This is a genomic window from Cupriavidus sp. 05L310 (assembly GCF_056398185.1).
This window is the reverse complement of the sequence record NZ_JBFTOX010000010.1, coordinates 1-17785: the sequence shown is the minus strand read 5'-3', so window position 1 is coordinate 17785 and position 17785 is coordinate 1. Positions and strand designations below refer to the sequence as shown.

General features: G+C 62.2%; 17 protein-coding genes and 1 pseudogene. 1 reads left to right on the top strand and 17 read right to left on the bottom strand.

All coding sequences use genetic code 11. From position 1 onward, the window contains the following. Positions 1 to 5 precede the first annotated feature (5 nt). The 16 genes from AC1DS6_RS09115 to AC1DS6_RS09040 all read right to left on the bottom strand — a co-directional run bounded on the left by AC1DS6_RS09115 (position 6) and on the right by AC1DS6_RS09040 (position 16230). Positions 6 to 983, bottom strand: coding sequence for an RsiV family protein (locus AC1DS6_RS09115; protein WP_441632237.1), 978 nt, complete (start codon positions 981 to 983; stop codon positions 6 to 8). Positions 984 to 1770: 787 nt separating this feature from the next. Further along, a complete protein-coding gene (locus AC1DS6_RS09110) occupies positions 1771 to 2187 on the bottom strand; it encodes a F0F1 ATP synthase subunit epsilon (RefSeq protein ID WP_035873030.1) in 417 nt (138 codons plus the stop codon). 139 nt (positions 2188 to 2326) lie between these two features. Further along, positions 2327 to 3730 carry a F0F1 ATP synthase subunit beta gene (gene atpD, locus AC1DS6_RS09105; protein ID WP_441632234.1) on the bottom strand — a complete coding sequence of 468 codons (1404 nt, stop codon included), beginning with the start codon at positions 3728 to 3730 and terminating at the stop codon, positions 2327 to 2329. Positions 3731 to 3763: 33 nt separating this feature from the next. Then, positions 3764 to 4639, bottom strand: coding sequence for a F0F1 ATP synthase subunit gamma (gene atpG / locus AC1DS6_RS09100; protein WP_441632232.1), 876 nt, complete (start codon positions 4637 to 4639; stop codon positions 3764 to 3766). A 74-nt stretch (positions 4640 to 4713) separates the two neighbouring features. Then, entirely contained in the window at positions 4714 to 6255 is a 1542-nt protein-coding gene (gene atpA, locus AC1DS6_RS09095; RefSeq protein WP_276287619.1) for a F0F1 ATP synthase subunit alpha, read from the bottom strand. A 52-nt stretch (positions 6256 to 6307) separates the two neighbouring features. Beyond that, the gene (locus tag AC1DS6_RS09090; RefSeq protein WP_441632230.1) at positions 6308 to 6847 is read right to left on the bottom strand and encodes a F0F1 ATP synthase subunit delta; all 540 of its coding nucleotides are present in this window, start codon (positions 6845 to 6847) and stop codon (positions 6308 to 6310) included. A 2-nt stretch (positions 6848 to 6849) separates the two neighbouring features. Further along, positions 6850 to 7320, bottom strand: coding sequence for a F0F1 ATP synthase subunit B (locus AC1DS6_RS09085; protein ID WP_441632228.1), 471 nt, complete (start codon positions 7318 to 7320; stop codon positions 6850 to 6852). Positions 7321 to 7419: 99 nt separating this feature from the next. Beyond that, positions 7420 to 7686, bottom strand: a complete 267-nt coding sequence (gene atpE / locus AC1DS6_RS09080; RefSeq protein WP_006157246.1) for a F0F1 ATP synthase subunit C — start codon at positions 7684 to 7686, stop codon at positions 7420 to 7422. Positions 7687 to 7749: 63 nt separating this feature from the next. Further along, entirely contained in the window at positions 7750 to 8613 is an 864-nt protein-coding gene (atpB, locus tag AC1DS6_RS09075; RefSeq protein WP_441632227.1) for a F0F1 ATP synthase subunit A, read from the bottom strand. A gap of 246 nt (positions 8614 to 8859) precedes the next feature. Continuing rightward, positions 8860 to 9396: an ATP synthase subunit I gene (locus AC1DS6_RS09070; RefSeq protein ID WP_441632225.1), complete on the bottom strand. Its 537-nt coding sequence runs from the start codon at positions 9394 to 9396 to the stop codon at positions 8860 to 8862. Between the two features lie 344 nt (positions 9397 to 9740). Next, positions 9741 to 10643 (bottom strand): ParB/RepB/Spo0J family partition protein, encoded by a 903-nt coding sequence (locus AC1DS6_RS09065; protein ID WP_441632223.1) that lies wholly within the window; start codon positions 10641 to 10643, stop codon positions 9741 to 9743. A gap of 37 nt (positions 10644 to 10680) precedes the next feature. Beyond that, the gene (locus AC1DS6_RS09060) at positions 10681 to 11454 is read right to left on the bottom strand and encodes a ParA family protein (protein WP_035873008.1); all 774 of its coding nucleotides are present in this window, start codon (positions 11452 to 11454) and stop codon (positions 10681 to 10683) included. Between the two features lie 68 nt (positions 11455 to 11522). Then, positions 11523 to 12230, bottom strand: coding sequence for a 16S rRNA (guanine(527)-N(7))-methyltransferase RsmG (rsmG, locus tag AC1DS6_RS09055; RefSeq protein ID WP_441632221.1), 708 nt, complete (start codon positions 12228 to 12230; stop codon positions 11523 to 11525). Beyond that, positions 12231 to 14171 carry a tRNA uridine-5-carboxymethylaminomethyl(34) synthesis enzyme MnmG gene (gene mnmG, locus AC1DS6_RS09050; RefSeq protein WP_441632219.1) on the bottom strand — a complete coding sequence of 647 codons (1941 nt, stop codon included), beginning with the start codon at positions 14169 to 14171 and terminating at the stop codon, positions 12231 to 12233. A 198-nt stretch (positions 14172 to 14369) separates the two neighbouring features. Then, positions 14370 to 15230 (bottom strand): N-formylglutamate amidohydrolase, encoded by an 861-nt coding sequence (locus tag AC1DS6_RS09045; RefSeq protein WP_441632217.1) that lies wholly within the window; start codon positions 15228 to 15230, stop codon positions 14370 to 14372. Between the two features lie 4 nt (positions 15231 to 15234). Next, complete coding sequence (locus AC1DS6_RS09040) at positions 15235 to 16230, bottom strand: tripartite tricarboxylate transporter substrate binding protein BugE (protein ID WP_441632215.1); 996 nt, start codon at positions 16228 to 16230, stop codon at positions 15235 to 15237. Between the two features lie 123 nt (positions 16231 to 16353). Here AC1DS6_RS09040 and AC1DS6_RS09035 point away from each other — a divergent pair, with 123 nt between their 5' ends. Then, positions 16354 to 17298 carry a LysR substrate-binding domain-containing protein gene (locus tag AC1DS6_RS09035; protein WP_441632213.1) on the top strand — a complete coding sequence of 315 codons (945 nt, stop codon included), beginning with the start codon at positions 16354 to 16356 and terminating at the stop codon, positions 17296 to 17298. Positions 17299 to 17562: 264 nt separating this feature from the next. On the opposite strand, the pseudogene AC1DS6_RS09030 reads toward AC1DS6_RS09035, so the two are convergent. Next, positions 17563 to 17785 (bottom strand): annotated as a pseudogene (locus AC1DS6_RS09030) (ABC transporter ATP-binding protein); the annotation flags it as partial.

Below are 17785 nucleotides of genomic sequence, written 5' to 3'. Positions count from 1 at the left end.
CTCGCTCACGTCTGTTCCTTCTCGTTGGGTTCCGGGGATTTGTCGCGGCCGGTGGCAGGCGGGCGGGCACAACTGCCCAGCCGCGCGAAAGGCACCGCCACCTGGTATGCGCCCTGTGCAAACGGCCCTACCGCGTAAGGCGCATAGTGCATTACCAGGCCACCGCGGTACAGGATAAATGGAGTGCGCGTATCACGCAGGGCTTGCACATCAAGCGCGCCGCGTTCGGGCTCGGCCGCGCCCTGCCGCTTCAGCTCGACCTGCAGTTCGTCGTTGAGTTTTTGCAGGCAAGCCTCGCCCGGCTGCAGCAGGTCTGCAAGCCGGACAGGCGTATAGACAGACCGGGCCGGCGCCGCGGATGCCGCTGATGCGGATTCGGCAGTATCGCTCCGCCAGGTGCCGCCGACAAAGTCGAGACTGCCGTGGGCACCGCCGCTATAGCGCCAGGTGGTACGCAGCAGGCTGACAACGCCGCCGTCGAGGCGCATCAGCTCGATCCCGCTGCGGCATTCCTGCTCGCCCTCACCGCATCCGCTGTCACGCAGCGATGCAATTAGCGCATCGAGTCGGGGGCGGCCAGTCTCCGGAAAGCGTTCGGTAAGTTGCGCGCCTGCCACTTTCACGGTGCGCTCACGGTAAATCGCCTTGCGGGTCAGCGTTAGTGTCTGCCGGCGGGTACCATCGATACTCATCCACTGCCCGGTGGCACTCAGCCCATCGGCGGAGACGGTGCCTTCGAAACGTGCACCAGCGCGGGGCTCGGGATACTCAGCCGGCGCCTGGACGTCGTCGCGCTCGCGCACGCTCAGGCGCCCCTGCGCTGTCAATTGGCCATCGAGTTGACGTGGTGCGGCGGCAAGCATTGAATCGTAACGGGCCGTTCCTTCGACCCGCTCGGTCCCGGCGCGCGAGAAAATCGTCAGCGCTACCTGCACGCCGCCGTCAAGCTCGCCCTGCCACAGCACGCCATTGGGCGCTTGCAACTCGGCGGCGCAAGCAAGACCGCCAGCAAACAGGGAAGCGGTTGACAGCGCCGCAATGCCAAGCTGGACAAGGCCTCTTGTGGTATGTGCGGAAGCAGGAGCGACGGGGGAAAAAGCGGAGTGAGGCGGCATGGCAATCGATGGCCGGACCGCAAAGCGGATGGCGAGTTCAGCGAAATCTATCGGACCCGCGCCACGTGGTGATGTTCCCGCCGCCTGGCGGCGGAGCAGATGCAATGCGCGCTAAAACGCCTATTTAGACGCTTTTTTAGTTACCGCGCTTTCAACTTCTTGCAAACCGATACATTTTGTTACTGCCATCCCCAAAAGTTTCCCCCACAATGCTTTAACACAATCAGTTTTTTGTGAAAGGCGTTCCCTCCCCCAAACAGAAAGGGAGGGCGCATTGAAGAAAGCCTAAGGAAGCATTCCCACCTAGATTGACCGGATCGCAGACGATGCTGCGGTCGGTGTACCAGGTTGAGATGATGTTGGCGCGTGCCGGTTCTGGTTGGTGAGATCGTCTGAATGCGATCAATACTGTCCGACCGGATGTTGGACCACCAAGAAAGTGGTTTGCGCCTGTTGGTTGACCTGGACCTTACCCGTTCCTTCGAATTGACCCCTCGAAGGGATTTTCCCGTCCGCGCGGAGCCTCCCCGGCCCGCGCGCTTTTTTTTGTCCTGAGCCGACAGAATAGTCGTTGGGATTCAAAAAAGGCAGCCGCGAGGCTGCCTTTTTTTTGCCGCTGCCAAAAAAACAACAGCTGCGGCGGTACTGCTTCTTCTTACCGTTTCCGACGCAGGCGCGCGATGGCAGCCAGTTGCGCAGTAGCAACAGCCAGCTCGCCTTGCGCACGTGCCAGGTCGAGATCGCTGCTCTGATTCTGCATCAGCTCCTCGGCGGCGCGCTTGGCTTCCTGCGCCTTGGCTTCGTCGAGGTCGCCGCCGCGGATCGCGGTGTCCGCCAGCACGGTGACGTGCTTGGGCTGGACTTCGAGAATCCCGCCGGCCACGAACACGAACTCTTCGCTGCCGTCTTCCTTCTCGATGCGCACCGCGCCCGGCTGAATACGCGTAATCAGCGGCGTATGGCCCGGCAGGATACCCAGCTCGCCCGACTCGCCCGGCAGCGCCACGAACTTCGCCTGACCGGAGAAGATCGACGATTCGGCGCTGACGACGTCTACAAGAATGGTTGCCATGTGAATTCCTTTAGTCCCTGAAAGCTTCGGCTTCCCGTTGCCAGGAAGCAAGTATTCCGCGCTCAGGCTGAGCGCGGCCGCCGCCGACATTGCTGTCCGCGGCAACCGCCACTACGGCGCTGAAAGCGAAAGACGCCGCTTACTGGAGCTTCTTGGCCTTCTCGAAGGCTTCGTCGATCGAACCGACCATGTAGAACGCTTGCTCGGGCAGGTGATCGCACTCGCCGTCCACCAGCATCTTGAAGCCACGGATGGTTTCCTTCAGCGGCACGTACTTGCCCGGCGAACCCGTGAACACTTCCGCGACGTGGAAGGGCTGCGACAGGAAACGCTGGATCTTACGAGCACGCGACACAGCCTGCTTGTCTTCCGGCGACAGTTCGTCCATGCCCAGAATCGCGATAATGTCGCGCAGTTCCTTGTAGCGCTGCAGCGTTTGCTGAACGCGACGGGCCACGTCGTAGTGCTCCTGACCCACGACTTGCGGGTCGAGCTGACGCGAGGTCGAGTCGAGCGGATCGACGGCGGGGTAGATACCCAGCGCGGCGATGTCACGCGACAGCACGACGGTCGAGTCCAGATGCAGGAAGGTGGTAGCAGGCGACGGGTCGGTCAAGTCATCCGCAGGCACGTACACGGCCTGGATCGACGTGATCGAGCCGGTCTTGGTCGAGGTAATGCGCTCTTGCAGCTTGCCCATTTCCTCGGCCAGCGTCGGCTGGTAACCCACTGCGGAAGGCATACGGCCCAGCAGTGCGGACACTTCCGTACCGGCCAGCGTGTAGCGGTAGATGTTGTCGACGAAGAACAGGATGTCGCGGCCTTCGTCGCGGAACTTCTCGGCCATGGTCAGGCCGGACAGTGCCACGCGCAGACGGTTGCCCGGCGGCTCGTTCATCTGGCCGAACACCATGGCCACCTTGTCGAGAACGTTCGAGTCCTTCATTTCGTGGTAGAAGTCGTTCCCTTCACGGGTACGCTCGCCCACGCCGGCGAACACCGACAAACCGCTGTGCTGCTTGGCGATATTGTTGATGAGCTCCATCATGTTCACGGTCTTGCCAACGCCGGCGCCACCGAACAGGCCAACCTTACCGCCCTTTGCGAACGGGCAGACCAGGTCGATCACCTTGATGCCGGTTTCCAGCAGGTCAACCGAAGGCGACAGTTCGTCGAACTTCGGAGCCTTCTGGTGGATACCGCGCCGCTCGTCCGATGCGATCGGGCCGGCATCGTCGATGGGACGACCCAGCACGTCCATGATGCGGCCCAGGGTGCCTTGACCAACCGGCACCGAAATCGGGGCGCCGGTGCTCTTCACCGCCATGCCGCGGCGCAGGCCGTCCGACGAACCCAGGGCAATGGTACGCACCACGCCGTCACCCAGCTGTTGCTGCACTTCGAAGGTCAGGCCCTTCTCGGCGAACGAGGCTTCGTTGCTCTCTTCCAGCACGAGCGCGTCGTACACCTTCGGCAGCGCGTCGCGGGGGAACTCGATGTCCACCACGGCGCCAATACACTGCACAATATTTCCGATACTCATTTCGTATCTCCGATAGCTTGAATACTTGACGCCTTAGACGGCTGCGGCACCGCTGACGATTTCCGACAGTTCCTTGGTGATCGCTGCCTGACGGGTCTTGTTGTAGACCAGTTGCAGTTCGCCGATCACGTTCTTGGCGTTGTCGGATGCAGCCTTCATGGCCACCATGCGCGCCGACTGCTCGGACGCCATGTTTTCGGCCACGGCCTGGTACACCAGCGCTTCGACGTAGCGGACCAACAGTTCTTCCACCACGGTCTGGGCGTCGGGCTCGTAGATGTAATCCCACGAGTAGGCGCGCTTTTCATCTTCGGTCTGGGCAAACTTGTCGGCGGGGAGCGGCAGCAGCTGCTCCACCATCGGCTCCTGCTTCATCGTATTGATGAACTTGGTGTAAGCCAGGTACACAGCGTCCACCTCACCATTGGTGTAGGCGTCGAGCTGGACCTTGATCGCACCGATCAGTTTTTCCAGATGCGGGGTGTCACCGAGCTGCACCACGTGCGAAACCACCTTGGCGCCGATGCGGCCCAGGAACTGCATGCCCTTGGAACCAATGGCGGTGCTTTGCACCTGCACGCCGCGGCCTTGCAGCTCACGCAGCTCATTGGTCACCGCGCGCAGCACGTTCGTGTTCATGCCGCCGCACAGCCCCTTGTCGGTCGTCACCACGATCATGCCGACGCGCTTGATGTCGCGCGCCACCATGAAGGGGTGCTTGAACTCGGGGTTGGCTTCAGCCAGGTGCGCCGCGATATTGCGCACTTTCTCAGCGTAAGGACGGGCGTTACGCATCCGTTCCTGCGCCTTGCGCATCTTGGACGCGGCGACCATCTCCATCGCCTTGGTGATCTTGCGCGTGTTTTGCACGCTCTTGATCTTGGTTCGAATTTCTTTCGTTCCGGCCATATCTTCCTCTCCATTCGTGCTGCGGCGGCACCGTCATGGCAACGGCGCCGGCGCAGTTTCGTGGAATTGCGCGGTTAGAACGCGGCGGACTTCTTGAAATCCTCGATCGCGGCACGCAGCGTGGCTTCATCTTCCTTCGACAGATCCTTGGTATCTTCGATGCGGTTGATGAGGTCGGCGTACTTGGTCTTCAGATGGTCGTGCAGGCCCTTCTCGAACGCGAGAATGTCCTTCACTTCCACGTTGTCGAGGAAGCCGTTGTTGGCTGCGTACAGCGACGCGGCCAGCTGCCACACCTGCAGCGGCAGGTATTGAGCCTGCTTGAGCAGTTCGGTCACGCGGCGGCCGCGCTCGAGCTGCTTGCGGGTGGCATCGTCCAGGTCGGAAGCGAACTGCGCGAACGCAGCCAGTTCACGATACTGGGCCAGGTCGGTACGGATACCGCCGGACAGCTTCTTGATGACCTTGGTCTGGGCGGCACCACCAACGCGCGACACCGAGATACCGGCGTTGATTGCGGGGCGGATACCTGCGTTGAACAGGTCGGTTTCCAGGAAGATCTGGCCGTCGGTGATCGAGATCACGTTGGTCGGCACGAAGGCGGACACGTCGCCAGCCTGCGTTTCGATCACGGGCAGCGCGGTCAGCGAGCCGGTCTTGCCGGTCACGGCACCCTTGGTGAACTTCTCGACGTAGTCGGCGTTCACGCGGGCTGCGCGCTCGAGCAGACGCGAGTGCAGGTAGAACACGTCGCCGGGGTAGGCTTCGCGGCCCGGCGGGCGGCGCAGCAGCAGCGACACCTGGCGGTAGGCCCAGGCTTGCTTGGTCAGGTCGTCATAGACGATCAGCGCGTCTTCGCCGCGGTCGCGGAAGTACTCACCCATCGTGCAGCCGGCGTAGGCAGCCAGGTACTGCATGGCGGCGGAGTCCGAAGCCGTTGCCGCGATCACGATGGTGTACTCCATCGCGCCGAGCTCTTCGAGCTTGCGCACCACGTTGTTCACGGTCGAAGCCTTCTGACCGATTGCCACGTAGACGCAGAAAACGCCCTTGCCCTTCTGGTTGATGATGGCGTCGACAGCGACGGCGGTCTTGCCGGTCTGGCGGTCGCCAATGATCAGCTCGCGCTGGCCACGGCCGATCGGCACCATCGCGTCGATCGACTTCAGGCCGGTCTGCACCGGCTGGCTAACCGACTGGCGTGCGATCACGCCAGGGGCAACCTTCTCGATCACGTCAAATTCCTTGGCGTTGATCGGGCCCTTGCCGTCGATCGGCTGGCCCAGCGTGTTGACCACGCGGCCCAGCAGTTCCTTGCCAACCGGCACTTCCAGAATGCGGCCGGTGCACTTGACCGGGTCGCCTTCGGAAATGTGTTCGTAGTCGCCCAGCACCACGGCGCCGACAGAGTCGCGCTCGAGGTTCAGCGCGAGGCCGAAGGTGTTGCCGGGGAATTCCAGCATCTCGCCCTGCATCACGCCGGACAGGCCGTGCACGCGGCAGATACCATCGGTCACGGAAATCACCGTGCCGGTGTTGCGCACTTCAGCGTCAGCGCCAAGACCCGAGATGCGGGACTTGATCAGCTCGCTGATTTCTGAGGGGTTCAGTTGCATCACAATGCTCCTAATTCTTCAATCCGTCGGCCGGTATGCGCGCTTACGCGCATCATGCGGTCAGCGCCACTTGCATTGCTGCCAGGCGCGCACGCACGGAGGTGTCGAGCACTTCGTCGCCGACCTTGACGCGCACGCCGCCAATCAGCGACGGGTCCACCGCAACCGAAGGCTGCAGCTTGCGGCCGAACTTGCGTTCGAGTGAGGCGACGAGGTCGGTCAGGGTTGCGCCCTCGATAGGGAAGGCACTCGTGATCTCGACATCTGCCGACCCTTCACGGTCGTTCTTGAGCGCATGGAACTGCTCGGCGATTTCCGGCAATACCGACAGGCGGTGGTTAGCCACCAGCAGGCTGACAAAGCGCCTGGCTTCGTCGTTGACCGGAGACTTCAGGGCCGACAGGAACAGTGCGGTCAGCTTGTCGCCTTGCACGTTCGGATCGCCAGCCACCGCCTTCAAGTCGGGATTGGCGGCAACTTGCCCCATTTCCGACACCAGCTCGGACCATGCATCCAGATTGCCGCTCGACTCGGTCGCGACGCGGAACAGCGCCTCTGCGTAGGGACGGGCAATGGTTGCGGTTTCAGCCATGATTAGAGCTCAGCCTTGAGTTGATTGAGCAGATCCGCGTGGACCTGCGCGTTCACTTCGCGCTTGAGGATCTGCTCGGCACCCTTGACGGCCAGCACGGCGACCTGGTCGCGCAATTGCTCGCGCGCGCGGGTAACTTGCTGATCGGCTTCGGCCTTGGCCTGGGCAATGATGCGTGCGGCTTCTGCCTGGGCGTTCTGCTTGATCTCGTCAGCCGTCAGCTGGGCGCGCTTCTCGGCGTCGGCGACGCGTTGGGCACCTTCGGTGCGGGCTTCGGCCAGGGCCTGGTCCACACGCTTGTTGGCGAGTTCGAGCTCAGCCTTGCCTTTTTCGGCGGCGGCGAGGCCATCGGCGATCTTCTTTGCGCGTTCGTCGAGCGCCTTCACCAGCGGCGGCCAAATGAATTTGGCAACTACCCACCACAGGATGAAGAACACGACCATCTGCGCAAGAAACGTTGCGTTCAGATTCATGGTGTGTTCCTTTCGGTAATCAAACTACAGATAAATGCGCAAGGGCGGCCAGGCTAAGTGGCCCGCGCCGCCCGTCAGCATCATGCAGACCGAAAAGAATTACTTGATGACAGCCAGCAGCGGGTTGGCGAATGCGAACAGCATTGCAACACCAACACCGATCAGGAATGCCGCGTCGATCAGGCCAGCCAGCAGGAACATCTTGGTTTGCAGCGGGTTCATCAGCTCGGGCTGACGTGCGCACGCTTCGATGTACTTGCCGCCCATCAGGGCGATACCCAGGCAGGCGCCGATTGCGCCCAGACCGATGATGATGCCGATACCGATGGCGGTCAGACCCTGGATGTTGGCGAGATATGCTTGCATGACGACTCCTTTAATTGAGAAGAGACTTAGAACCAAAAAACCGAAAAACCGAAAACTTGAAAATCAGTGGTGATCGTGAGCCTGGCCGATGTACACCAGCGTCAGCATCATGAAAATAAAGGCCTGGAGCAAAACGATCAGAATGTGGAAGATCGCCCAGACAGCACCGGCCAGTACGTGACCGACGAAGCCCAGCGCGGACAGGTCTGCGCTGAACGTCCAGATGGAACCCAGCAGCGCGATCAGCAGGAACACCAGTTCGCCGGCGTACATGTTGCCGAACAACCGCATGCCCAGCGAAACCGCCTTGGCCAGGAATTCGATCAGGTTCAGGACCAGGTTGAACGGGGCCAGGTACCACTTGGCGCCGAACGGGGCCGACAGCAGCTCATGTGCGAAACCGCCCACGCCCTTGATCTTGAAGCTGTAGTAAATCATCAGCACCAGCACGGCGCATGACATGCCCAGCGTGCCGTTCAGGTCGGCCGTGGCAACGGCGCGATGGTGCGGCAGGTGGATGTGGAAGATGCCCAGCAGGCCGTTCAGGCCGGTGACCCAGTCGACCGGGATCAAGTCGACGGCGTTCATCACGGTGATCCAGCAGAACACCATCAGCGCCAGCGGAGCGATGAAGGAACGGTCGCCGTGGATGATGCCCTTGGCCTGGTCGTCGACCATCTCGACGATCATTTCGACGAATGCCTGGAAACGGCCCGGCACGCCGGCGGTGGCGCGGCGCGCTGCGGCGTACAGGAACAGGCAGGCGATGGCGCCGCACAGTACCGACCAGAACACGGTGTCGTAGTTGATGATGCTGAAGTCAACCACGGAGGCTTGCTTGCCGCCGACCGAGTTGAAATTCTGCAAGTGTTCGGCGATATAGCCGGAGGGGGTGAGGGCCTGTTCGGCGCCTTGAGCAGCTGACATGTCGAAACGAACCGTAATATTGCGAAACCAGTTGCCGGCATTTTGCCGGTACGCTTCTTGCACCGCCTTCAGCATGATTTGCTGGTCACCGCGGGCAAGCTCGTTTGAACCTTATCTGCGCCGCGCTTCACTGTTGTGACGCGCCACGCCAAAAAACTCTTGATATTCTGTTTTCGTGCCCCACTTCGACAGGAAGCACACTTATTCGATCTACTGCGCCTGGCCACTTTGCCCTGAGGCACACCCTCAGCGAATCGCCAGCGCCACCCAGTAGGTCTTGAGCGCAAGCAGGAACGTGACCAGCATCGGAACCCAGCGCAACTCGCTGTACAGCACCACCACCAGCACAAACAGTGCGGCGGTGGCAAACACCTTGATCGCCTCGCCGACCACAAGCCCGCTGATCGAGGGACGCTCGCGCGACATCCAGAGGCGCAAGGCGAAGAAGCCGCTGGGCACGAAACATACCGTGCCACCAAATAGTGCGGACCAACCCGCCGCCCCGGCGTTACCGCCGGCAAACAGTCGCCAGGCAATGGCCGACAAAACAGTAACCGCCATCTGCGCCAGCACGACCCTGCCGGGCGTCATGCGCGAAGGGCGCAGCGCGCGCTCGCCGAACAGCGTTTCCGCCTCGACGCGCGACAGCGGATCGACCGCCTCTTCCTCGCGCTCCGCCTCGTCGTCTTCCCAGGTTTCCCAGGCTGCATTACGTGCGACTTTAGGTGCGTTACGCGGCTGCCGGTCTTTATCCTGACCAGCATCATGACGATCTGAAACCACCTGCGTATTGCCTCTGCTTGTTGTTTAATCCGACCCGGAACTTTTCTGGACCGGCCGGAATTCAAACCGCACGATTTTACGAGGAATGCACCATGCGAGTCAATCTGCTTACAGACTCCTTGCAACAGTCCGCATTCCGCTTGCAATCTCCACGCGCCCATAGTGCGCGCGCGACCGACTGCCTCCAATAACGCGCCAAGTAATTGAAGCGCCTTGGGACAGCGGCGCACCATGGTCGTTTAACGCCCTTGCGTGGCGCTTACGAAGGGATCATCGCGGCCGGTCCGTGGCACTAAAACCACGCAGCCCGGCCGTTAATCGCGCACTATTTTCGGGAAGCCCACTCAGGCGGGAGACTGGCTCTCGCCGGGCTCGCGCAGGCGTGTCAGCACACCGTCGAGCGCATCGTTGCTGGTGAAGTGAATGGTGAGCTGGCCTTTGCCGCGGGTGCCCAGCTTGATCTGCACTGGCAAGCCAAGCACGTCGGATAGTTCTTCCTCAAGGCGCGTCACGTCGCGCGCCGGTGCGCCGTTGTTTGGTTTCTGCAACCTGAGGTCCAGGGGCTTGAGGGTGGAGGCTACCAGCTTTTCGGTCTCGCGCACCGACAATCGCTTATTAATGATTTGATTGGCGAGCGTGATCTGGTTGGCGCCGTCGACGGGTAGCAACGCGCGCGCGTGCCCCATGTCGAGATCGCCCGCCATCAGCATGGTCTGTACCGGCTGGGCGAGGTTCAGCAGACGCAGCAGGTTGGATACCGCGCTGCGCGAGCGCCCTACCGATTCCGCCGCCTGCTCGTGCGTGAAATTGAACTCGCGCACCAGGCGCATGATGCCTTGCGCTTCTTCCAGCGGATTGAGGTCTTCGCGCTGGATATTCTCGATGAGCGCCATCGCGGCGGCGGCTTCGTCTGCCACGTCCTTGACCAGCACCGGCACCTCGTCGAGCCCGGCGATCTTGGAGGCGCGGAAGCGCCGCTCCCCGGCAATGATCTCGTAGCGATCCGGCTCGGCCACGCGGCGCACCAGGATGGGCTGCATCAGACCCTGGGAGCGGATGCTCGCGGCCAACTCCTGCAACGCACCCTCATCCATGCGCGTGCGCGGCTGGTACTTGCCGGGCTGGAGCTGGTCCAGACGCAGCACCGAAGGCGCGCCCTCCTGCTTGACGGCATCGACAATTTCGGCCGGCCCACCCAGCAGGGCTTCCAGTCCGCGGCCCAGGCCCTTCTTCTTCACGGTGCTCATCTCGGTATCCTGTATACGTGAATCTCAGGCCCGGCGCTTAGCCGAGTTGCTTGACGCGCGCGATCATTTCCGCGCCGAAGTCGAGGTAAGCCTTGGCGCCCTTGGAGGACGGATCGAAGGCCACGCCGGGTACGCCGTAGGACGGTGCTTCCGCCAGCCGCACATTGCGCGGAATGACGGTCTTGAACACCTTGTCGCCGAAATGCGACTCAAGCTGGGCTGACACCTGCTGCTGCAATGTCACACGTGGATCAAACATCACACGAAGCAAGCCGATCACCTTCAGGTCGCGATTGAGGTTGGCGTGCACCTGCTTGATGGTGTTGACGAGATCGGACAGCCCTTCCAGCGCGAAGTACTCGCATTGCATCGGCACGATTACGCCGTTGGCGGCGCAGAGGCCGTTGAGGGTCAGCAGGGAGAGCGAGGGTGGGCAATCGATCAGCACGAAATCGTACTCGTCATCGACTTCGGCAAGGGCGTTCTTGAGCCGGCGCTCGCGCTGATCCAGCTCGACCAGCTCTACTTCCGCACCGGCCAGTTCACGGTTGGCAGGCAACACATCGTACTTGCCGGACTCGGAGTGCTGGCGCGCCTGTTTCACCGTAGATAGCCCGACCAGCACCTGATAGACGCTGTGTTCGAGCGACTGCTTGTCGATGCCGGATCCCATCGAGGCGTTGCCCTGGGGATCGAGGTCGACGAGCAGCACGCGCTGGTCCTGTGCCGCCAGCCCGGCGGCAAGGTTCACCGTGGTGGTGGTCTTGCCGACGCCGCCCTTCTGGTTTGCGATCACGAATACCTTGGCCATAAGCTCCTGCTGCTCCTGCTTGATTTCAACCTGCCGGGGGTGGGCGCCGGCGACAACCACCGGCCGGGTCAGCGGCGCGACAGCACCACCAGGTGACGCTCTGCGTCCAGCTCCGGCACGGTCAGGCGCGGGATTGCCTCGACCTGCCACTGTGCCATCAGCCCGGCCGCTTCCATGCGATCGATCTCGGGCTGGGGATAAACGCCCTTCATTGCTATCAGCTTGCCGCCCGGCGCCAGCAGGTGGCCGGCGAGCGAGACGAAATCGCTCAACTCTGCAAATGCGCGCGAGGTGATCACCGCATAGCCCTTGTTGTCCTCCAGCTTCTCGACCGGCCCCCAATGGGCAGCGGAATTGGACAATCCGAGCTGTGCCCGACACTGCGTGAGGAAGGCTGTCTTCTTTTGCACGATGTCGACCATCAGTACCGATACATCGGGACAGGCGATGGCAAGCGGCAGGCCGGGCATGCCGCCGCCCGAACCCACGTCGAGCACCCGGCGGCGCGCGCCCTCCTCCACCACGGCGGCGCGCGCCGCCTCCGCCAACGCCGGCACAGCGGCCAGCGAATCCAGCATGTGGTGGGTGAGCATCTCGTCAGGATGACGGATGGCGGTCAGGTTATAGACGCCGTTCCATTTGCGCAGCAGCGCGAGGTAGGCAAACAACTGGTCTATCTGTGGCGCGGAGAGAGCCAGCCCGATGGCGGACAGGCCGGCTTCCAGCCGACGGCGCTGGTCGGCATCGTCCACGGCGGTGTAACGTTGGTTCCTCACTCAGGCGGCCTCTTGGCTGGAGCCGGACTTGGTACGCCCCATGCCCTTTTTCTTCAGATGGACCAGCAACAGTGAAATCGCCGCCGGCGTCACGCCGGAAATACGCGATGCCTGGCCGAGTGTCTCCGGGCGGTGCTGGTTCAGTTTCTGGCCGACCTCAATGCCCAGGCCGCGCACTTCGGTGTAATCGAAGTCTTCTGGCAAGCGGGTGGATTCGTTGGCTTCCAGCTTATCCACCTCCGCAGCCTGGCGTGCGATGTAGCCGTGATACTTGATGCCGATCTCGATCTGCTCGCAAATCTGCTCGACCAGCAGGGGATCGGTATCCAGCGGCTGGGCCGGCGCGAACTTGCCATCCTGCAGTGCCATCAGTGCGTCGTACGTAACGGCCGGACGGCGCAGCAGGTCGGCGAGGTTGTACTCGCGCTCGATCGCCTTGCCGAGCAGCGGCACCGCATCCGCCTCGGGCAGCAGGCTCGGATTGACCCAGGTCCCCTTCAATCGCTCTGTTTCACGTGAAACAGCATCGCGTTTCCGGTTAAATGCATCCCAGCGCACATCGTCGACAACGCCAAGCGCCCGACCAGCCTCGGTCAATCGCATATCGGCATTATCTTCGCGCAGGCTCAAACGGAACTCCGCGCGGCTGGTGAACATTCGGTACGGTTCCGAGACCCCGCGGGTGATCAGATCGTCGACCAGAACCCCAAGATAGGCCTGGTCCCGCCGGGGAGTCCAGGCTTCGCGCTCCTTCACGAAGCACCCGGCATTGATACCGGCCAGCAGGCCTTGGGCCGCCGCCTCCTCGTAGCCGGTGGTGCCGTTGATCTGCCCCGCGAAGAACAGGCCGCGGATCGCCTTGGACTCCAGGGAGGCCTTCAGGGCACGCGGATCGAAGTAGTCGTACTCGATGGCGTAGCCAGGGCGCAGGATATGCGCGTTCTCCATGCCACGGATCGAATGCACCAAGGCGAGTTGCACGTCGAACGGCAGGCTGGTTGAGATCCCGTTGGGATAGAACTCGTTGGTCGTCAGCCCTTCCGGCTCCAGGAAAATCTGGTGGCTGTCCTTGCTGGCGAAGCGGTGGATCTTGTCTTCAATGCTGGGGCAGTAGCGCGGCCCTACCCCCTCGATCACGCCGGTGTACATCGGCGAACGATCGAGGCCGCCACGGATAATATCGTGGGTACGGCTATTGGTATGCGTGATCCAGCACGGCAATTGCTGCGGGTGCTGTTCGGCACGGCCCAGGAAGGAGAACACAGGCACCGGGTCGAGATCGCCGGGCTGCTCCTCCATCACGGAGAAGTCGATGGTGCGGCCATCAATGCGCGGCGGCGTACCGGTCTTCAAGCGGCCCTGAGGCAGCTTGAGTTCCTTCAGCCGCGCGGACAGCGATACCGACGCAGGATCGCCTGCACGTCCGCCGGTGTAGTTATCCAGCCCCACGTGAATCTTGCCGTCGAGGAAGGTGCCGGCGGTCAGCACAACCGCGCGCGCGCGGAACGTAATGCCAACCTGAGTGACGGCACCGACCACGCGGTCTCCCTCCACCACGAGGTCATCCACGGCCTGCTGGAACAGCATGAGGTTCGGCTGGTTTTCCAGCCGGGTACGGATCGCCTTGCGATACAGCACGCGGTCGGCCTGAGCACGGGTGGCGCGAACGGCCGGGCCCTTGCTGGAATTCAGGATGCGGAACTGAATGCCCGACTCGTCCGTGGCAGCCGCCATGGCACCACCCATTGCGTCCACTTCCTTGACGAGATGGCCCTTGCCAATGCCGCCGATCGACGGATTGCAACTCATCTGGCCAAGGGTCTCGATGTTATGGCTCAGCAGCAGCGTCTGGCAGCCCATACGAGCCGCGGCGAGCGCGGCTTCCGTGCCGGCGTGGCCGCCGCCGACAACAATGACATCGAATTCTTTTGGGTAAAGCATGGAGGCGCCTCCTCCGGGAGGCTGGCGGGAAATGAATCGGGATGCCGAATTATAGCGGCATTCGCTGTGGCGTCCCTGCGCCGCGGCATGTTTCACGTGAAACATGCCGCATGAATAACTCGGGTGTGTTCCACGTGAAACAAAAAAAGCCGGGCGCGATGGCCCGGCTTGGATACTGACTGGATTAACGTCTACGCATCATGCCCCGCCCTGCTCTCGCAAGTAGCTGGCAATGCGTTCGACCAGTCGGCCGAGATCCGCCTGAACCTGGCCGAACCCGGTGCTGCGCTCGCGCGTTGCCTCATCCATATACAGCGGTCGGCGAATCTCGATCTGCAAGCTGTTGCGCCGCTCGGCGGGGCGCCCAATTTGCGCTATCAGTTGCACGCCCTTGTACGGATCGTTACGCGCCACCGTATAGCCGAGCGCCCGCAATTCGGATTCCACTAGTGCGACGAAATCCGGCTCGCAGGTCGTGCCGTCGCGATCGCCCAGCACGAAGTCCGCCAGTGGACGCGGACTCTGGATCTTGAGCCGCTCATAGGCGTTGTTCGGCATCGAGTGCAGGTTCAGATGCCAGACCGCACCGAAGCGCTGGTAGGCCTCCTCCACCGCCGCCGATAGTGCCTGATGGTAAGGGCGGTAGTATCGATCAATCCGGCCGCGTACCTCTTGCAGCGAGAGCTTGCGGTCGTAGATCCGTGTGGCCGCATCCACATTGCGCCAGATCAGTCCATAGCCCAGGCGCGTCTTTTCACCTGGCGCCAGCGGCTCAGGCCAGGCGCCATCCAGCAGTTCAGGATCCAGATCGTCTAACATACGATTGGGATCGATATAGACGCGGGGGAAATTCGCAGCAATCAGCGTGCCGCCGATCCGCGGCACGGCTTCCCACAGCGATTCCACGTGGGTGTCCTCGCCGCTCCGAAGGCGCTGCCGCGGGATGGCCGCACCGAAGTCCTGCGGGTAGCACGTGCCGCTGTGCGGCGAATCGCAAACCAGCGGCAAGGCCTGAGCCTGCGGCGCGGACTGGACAAAGGGTTCGAAGCTATCATTCATGCAATCAATCCAGTTTGATATTGGCGGCCTTGGCGACGCGCGCATAGCGCGTCATGGCCTGCTGGATCTGCACCTTGAAGCCATCCGGCGTGGTCGGCACGAGCGTGCCGCCGGACTCTTCCACCTTGCGCTTGAACTCCGGGTTCTGCATGGCCTTGTGGATGGCGCTGTTGAGCTTCTCGACAATAGCCGGCGGCGTGCCCGCGGGTGCCACGATGCCGAACCAGCCGCCATCCCCCATCTCCTTGTAGCCCAGTTCCGCGTAGGTCGGCACGTTGAGCAACTGCGGTGAACGAACTGCGCCCAGCACAGCGAGCGCGCGCAGCCGGCCGGATTTCACGTGGGGCAGCGTGGACGACAGGTTGTCGGTGATCGCATTGACCTGCCCCGCCACCGCATCGTTGAGTGCCAGGCCGGCGCCCTTGTAAGGTACGTGCAGCAGGTCGATCTTGGCCAGCATCATGAAGTTCTCGATATTCACATGGCCCAGCGAACCCGCGCCCGGTGAAGCGAAACTGTACTTGCCGGGGTTGGCACGGACCAGGGCAACGAACTCCTGCATGGTCTTGGCCGGCACGCTCGGATGCACGGCGAACACACTGGGGATCGCCACCACATTGGTGACTGGCGCGAAATCCTTGATCGGGTCGTAATTCAGCTTGGGGTACACGGCCGGGTTGGAACCGTGCGTGCTGACGGTAGCCATGCCGATGGTATATCCATCCGGAGCCGCGCGCGCGACCTGCTCCATGCCAAGCGAGCCGCCGGCACCGCCCTTGTTCTCCACCACGATCGACTGGCCCAGTTCACGGCCGCCGAACTCCGCCACCAGGCGCGCCGACAGGTCAGTCGAACCGCCCGCGGCAAAAGGTACGACCAGGCGGATCGGGCGGTTCGGATAGTTGGCCTGCGCGAACGCGCCGCCAGCGGCAGAGAGGCTGGCGCATGCCGCCAGGCAGGACAGGACAAAATGCCGGCGCGGCAAACTGGCTCGGATCATGGGGTTTTCTCCTTGGAGTTATATGGGAAGGTGGCCAAGTGTCGGCAGTTTACCGGGTCCGCACAAACGACTATATTGCACGGTTGCATTACCAAAGCTCATTCTCGGCTCCGCCCTCCCCCAATGCGGCTACGCTCGCCCTCGATGTCCGAACTGCATGCCTTTGCCGCCGCCGCGCGGCTGGGCAGCTTTACGCGTGCGGCCGAGGATCTGTGTGTCACCCAGGGGGCGATCAGCCGCGCCATTGCCCGTCTCGAATCGCACTTTGGCCAGCCCCTTCTCCAGCGCAATGCGCATCGCCTGACCCTGACGGATGCCGGCCGGCAACTGCTCGACTCGGTGGCCGGCCCGCTGGCAGCCATTGAGCACGCCAGCGCCGCCCTGCTCTCTCGCGACCGTCAGCATCACCTCACGCTGTCCGCGGTGCCCACGCTGGCCAGCGTATGGCTGATACCAAGGCTGCCGGATTTCCACCGTCGCTACCCCGAGATCCGCCTGGACTTTGTGCCGTACCGGCGCAACGAGGATTTCACAGGCCCGGCGCCGGATGCTGCAATCCTGGCCGGCACCCCGGACCGCTGGCCAAGCCTGCAATGCGACTACGTGATCGGCAGCGAGATGGTACCCATCTGTCATCCCGACCGGGCCCGCGCCCGCCATGAGGCTGGACGATGGTCCGAGCCGGCAGAACTGCTGCAAGAACCCTTGCTCTACCACACCACCGCCCCTGCCAACTGGCAACACTGGCTGTATGCGGCAGGCGTACCCAGTGCTGCGCCGGCGCTTGCCACGGGCTTCGACCAGGTCTCGATTCTGGTCCAGGCGGTCAAGGCGGACATGGGGGTGGCCGTACTGCAGCGCTGTCTGGTACGGGATGAGATTGCCGCGGGGCTCGTGGTGGCGCCGTTCGATTTGCCGATCAGGCTGACGCGGGGGTACTTTCTGTGTGCGCCGAGGGAGAGGCGGGACCATCCCGCATTTGCCAAGTTTCGTGCGTGGCTACTTGGCATGGCGGCGCATGATCCCGACGTGCTGCAGGCCAATCAGGAAAATTCACCAGACAAATAACAGAAGGAAAAATTCTGTAAATTATTTTTGTTCGCCGAATAGTCACTCGCCTCTTGGTACGCGGATATCTACACAACGAATTGATCGCCAATTCGTATATGCATTTACATTCTTTCCATAGATATATAGCGTACCTATCGCTGCGCTAACCATGGATCAAGAACGCATCTGTGGGGTCCGGCTTCTTGCCATCCAATCCACAAATAGTAATGACTGGAAATGCCAGTTATTATTCGTCGTATAAATTCCGACAATCAATAAGGCCTAGGCCGCCTTCTTCGCCAGCCCCAGATACGTCTCGATCACCTTCGGATTCGCCGCCAGCTCCGCCGCCGGCCCCTCCATCGCCATGTCCCCCGTCTCGATCACATACCCATAGTCCGCCACCTGCAGCGCCGCGCGTGCGTTCTGCTCGATCAGCAGTGTCGCCACACCGGTCTTGCGCAGGTCGTTGATGATGTGGAAGATTTCCTTCACGATCAGCGGC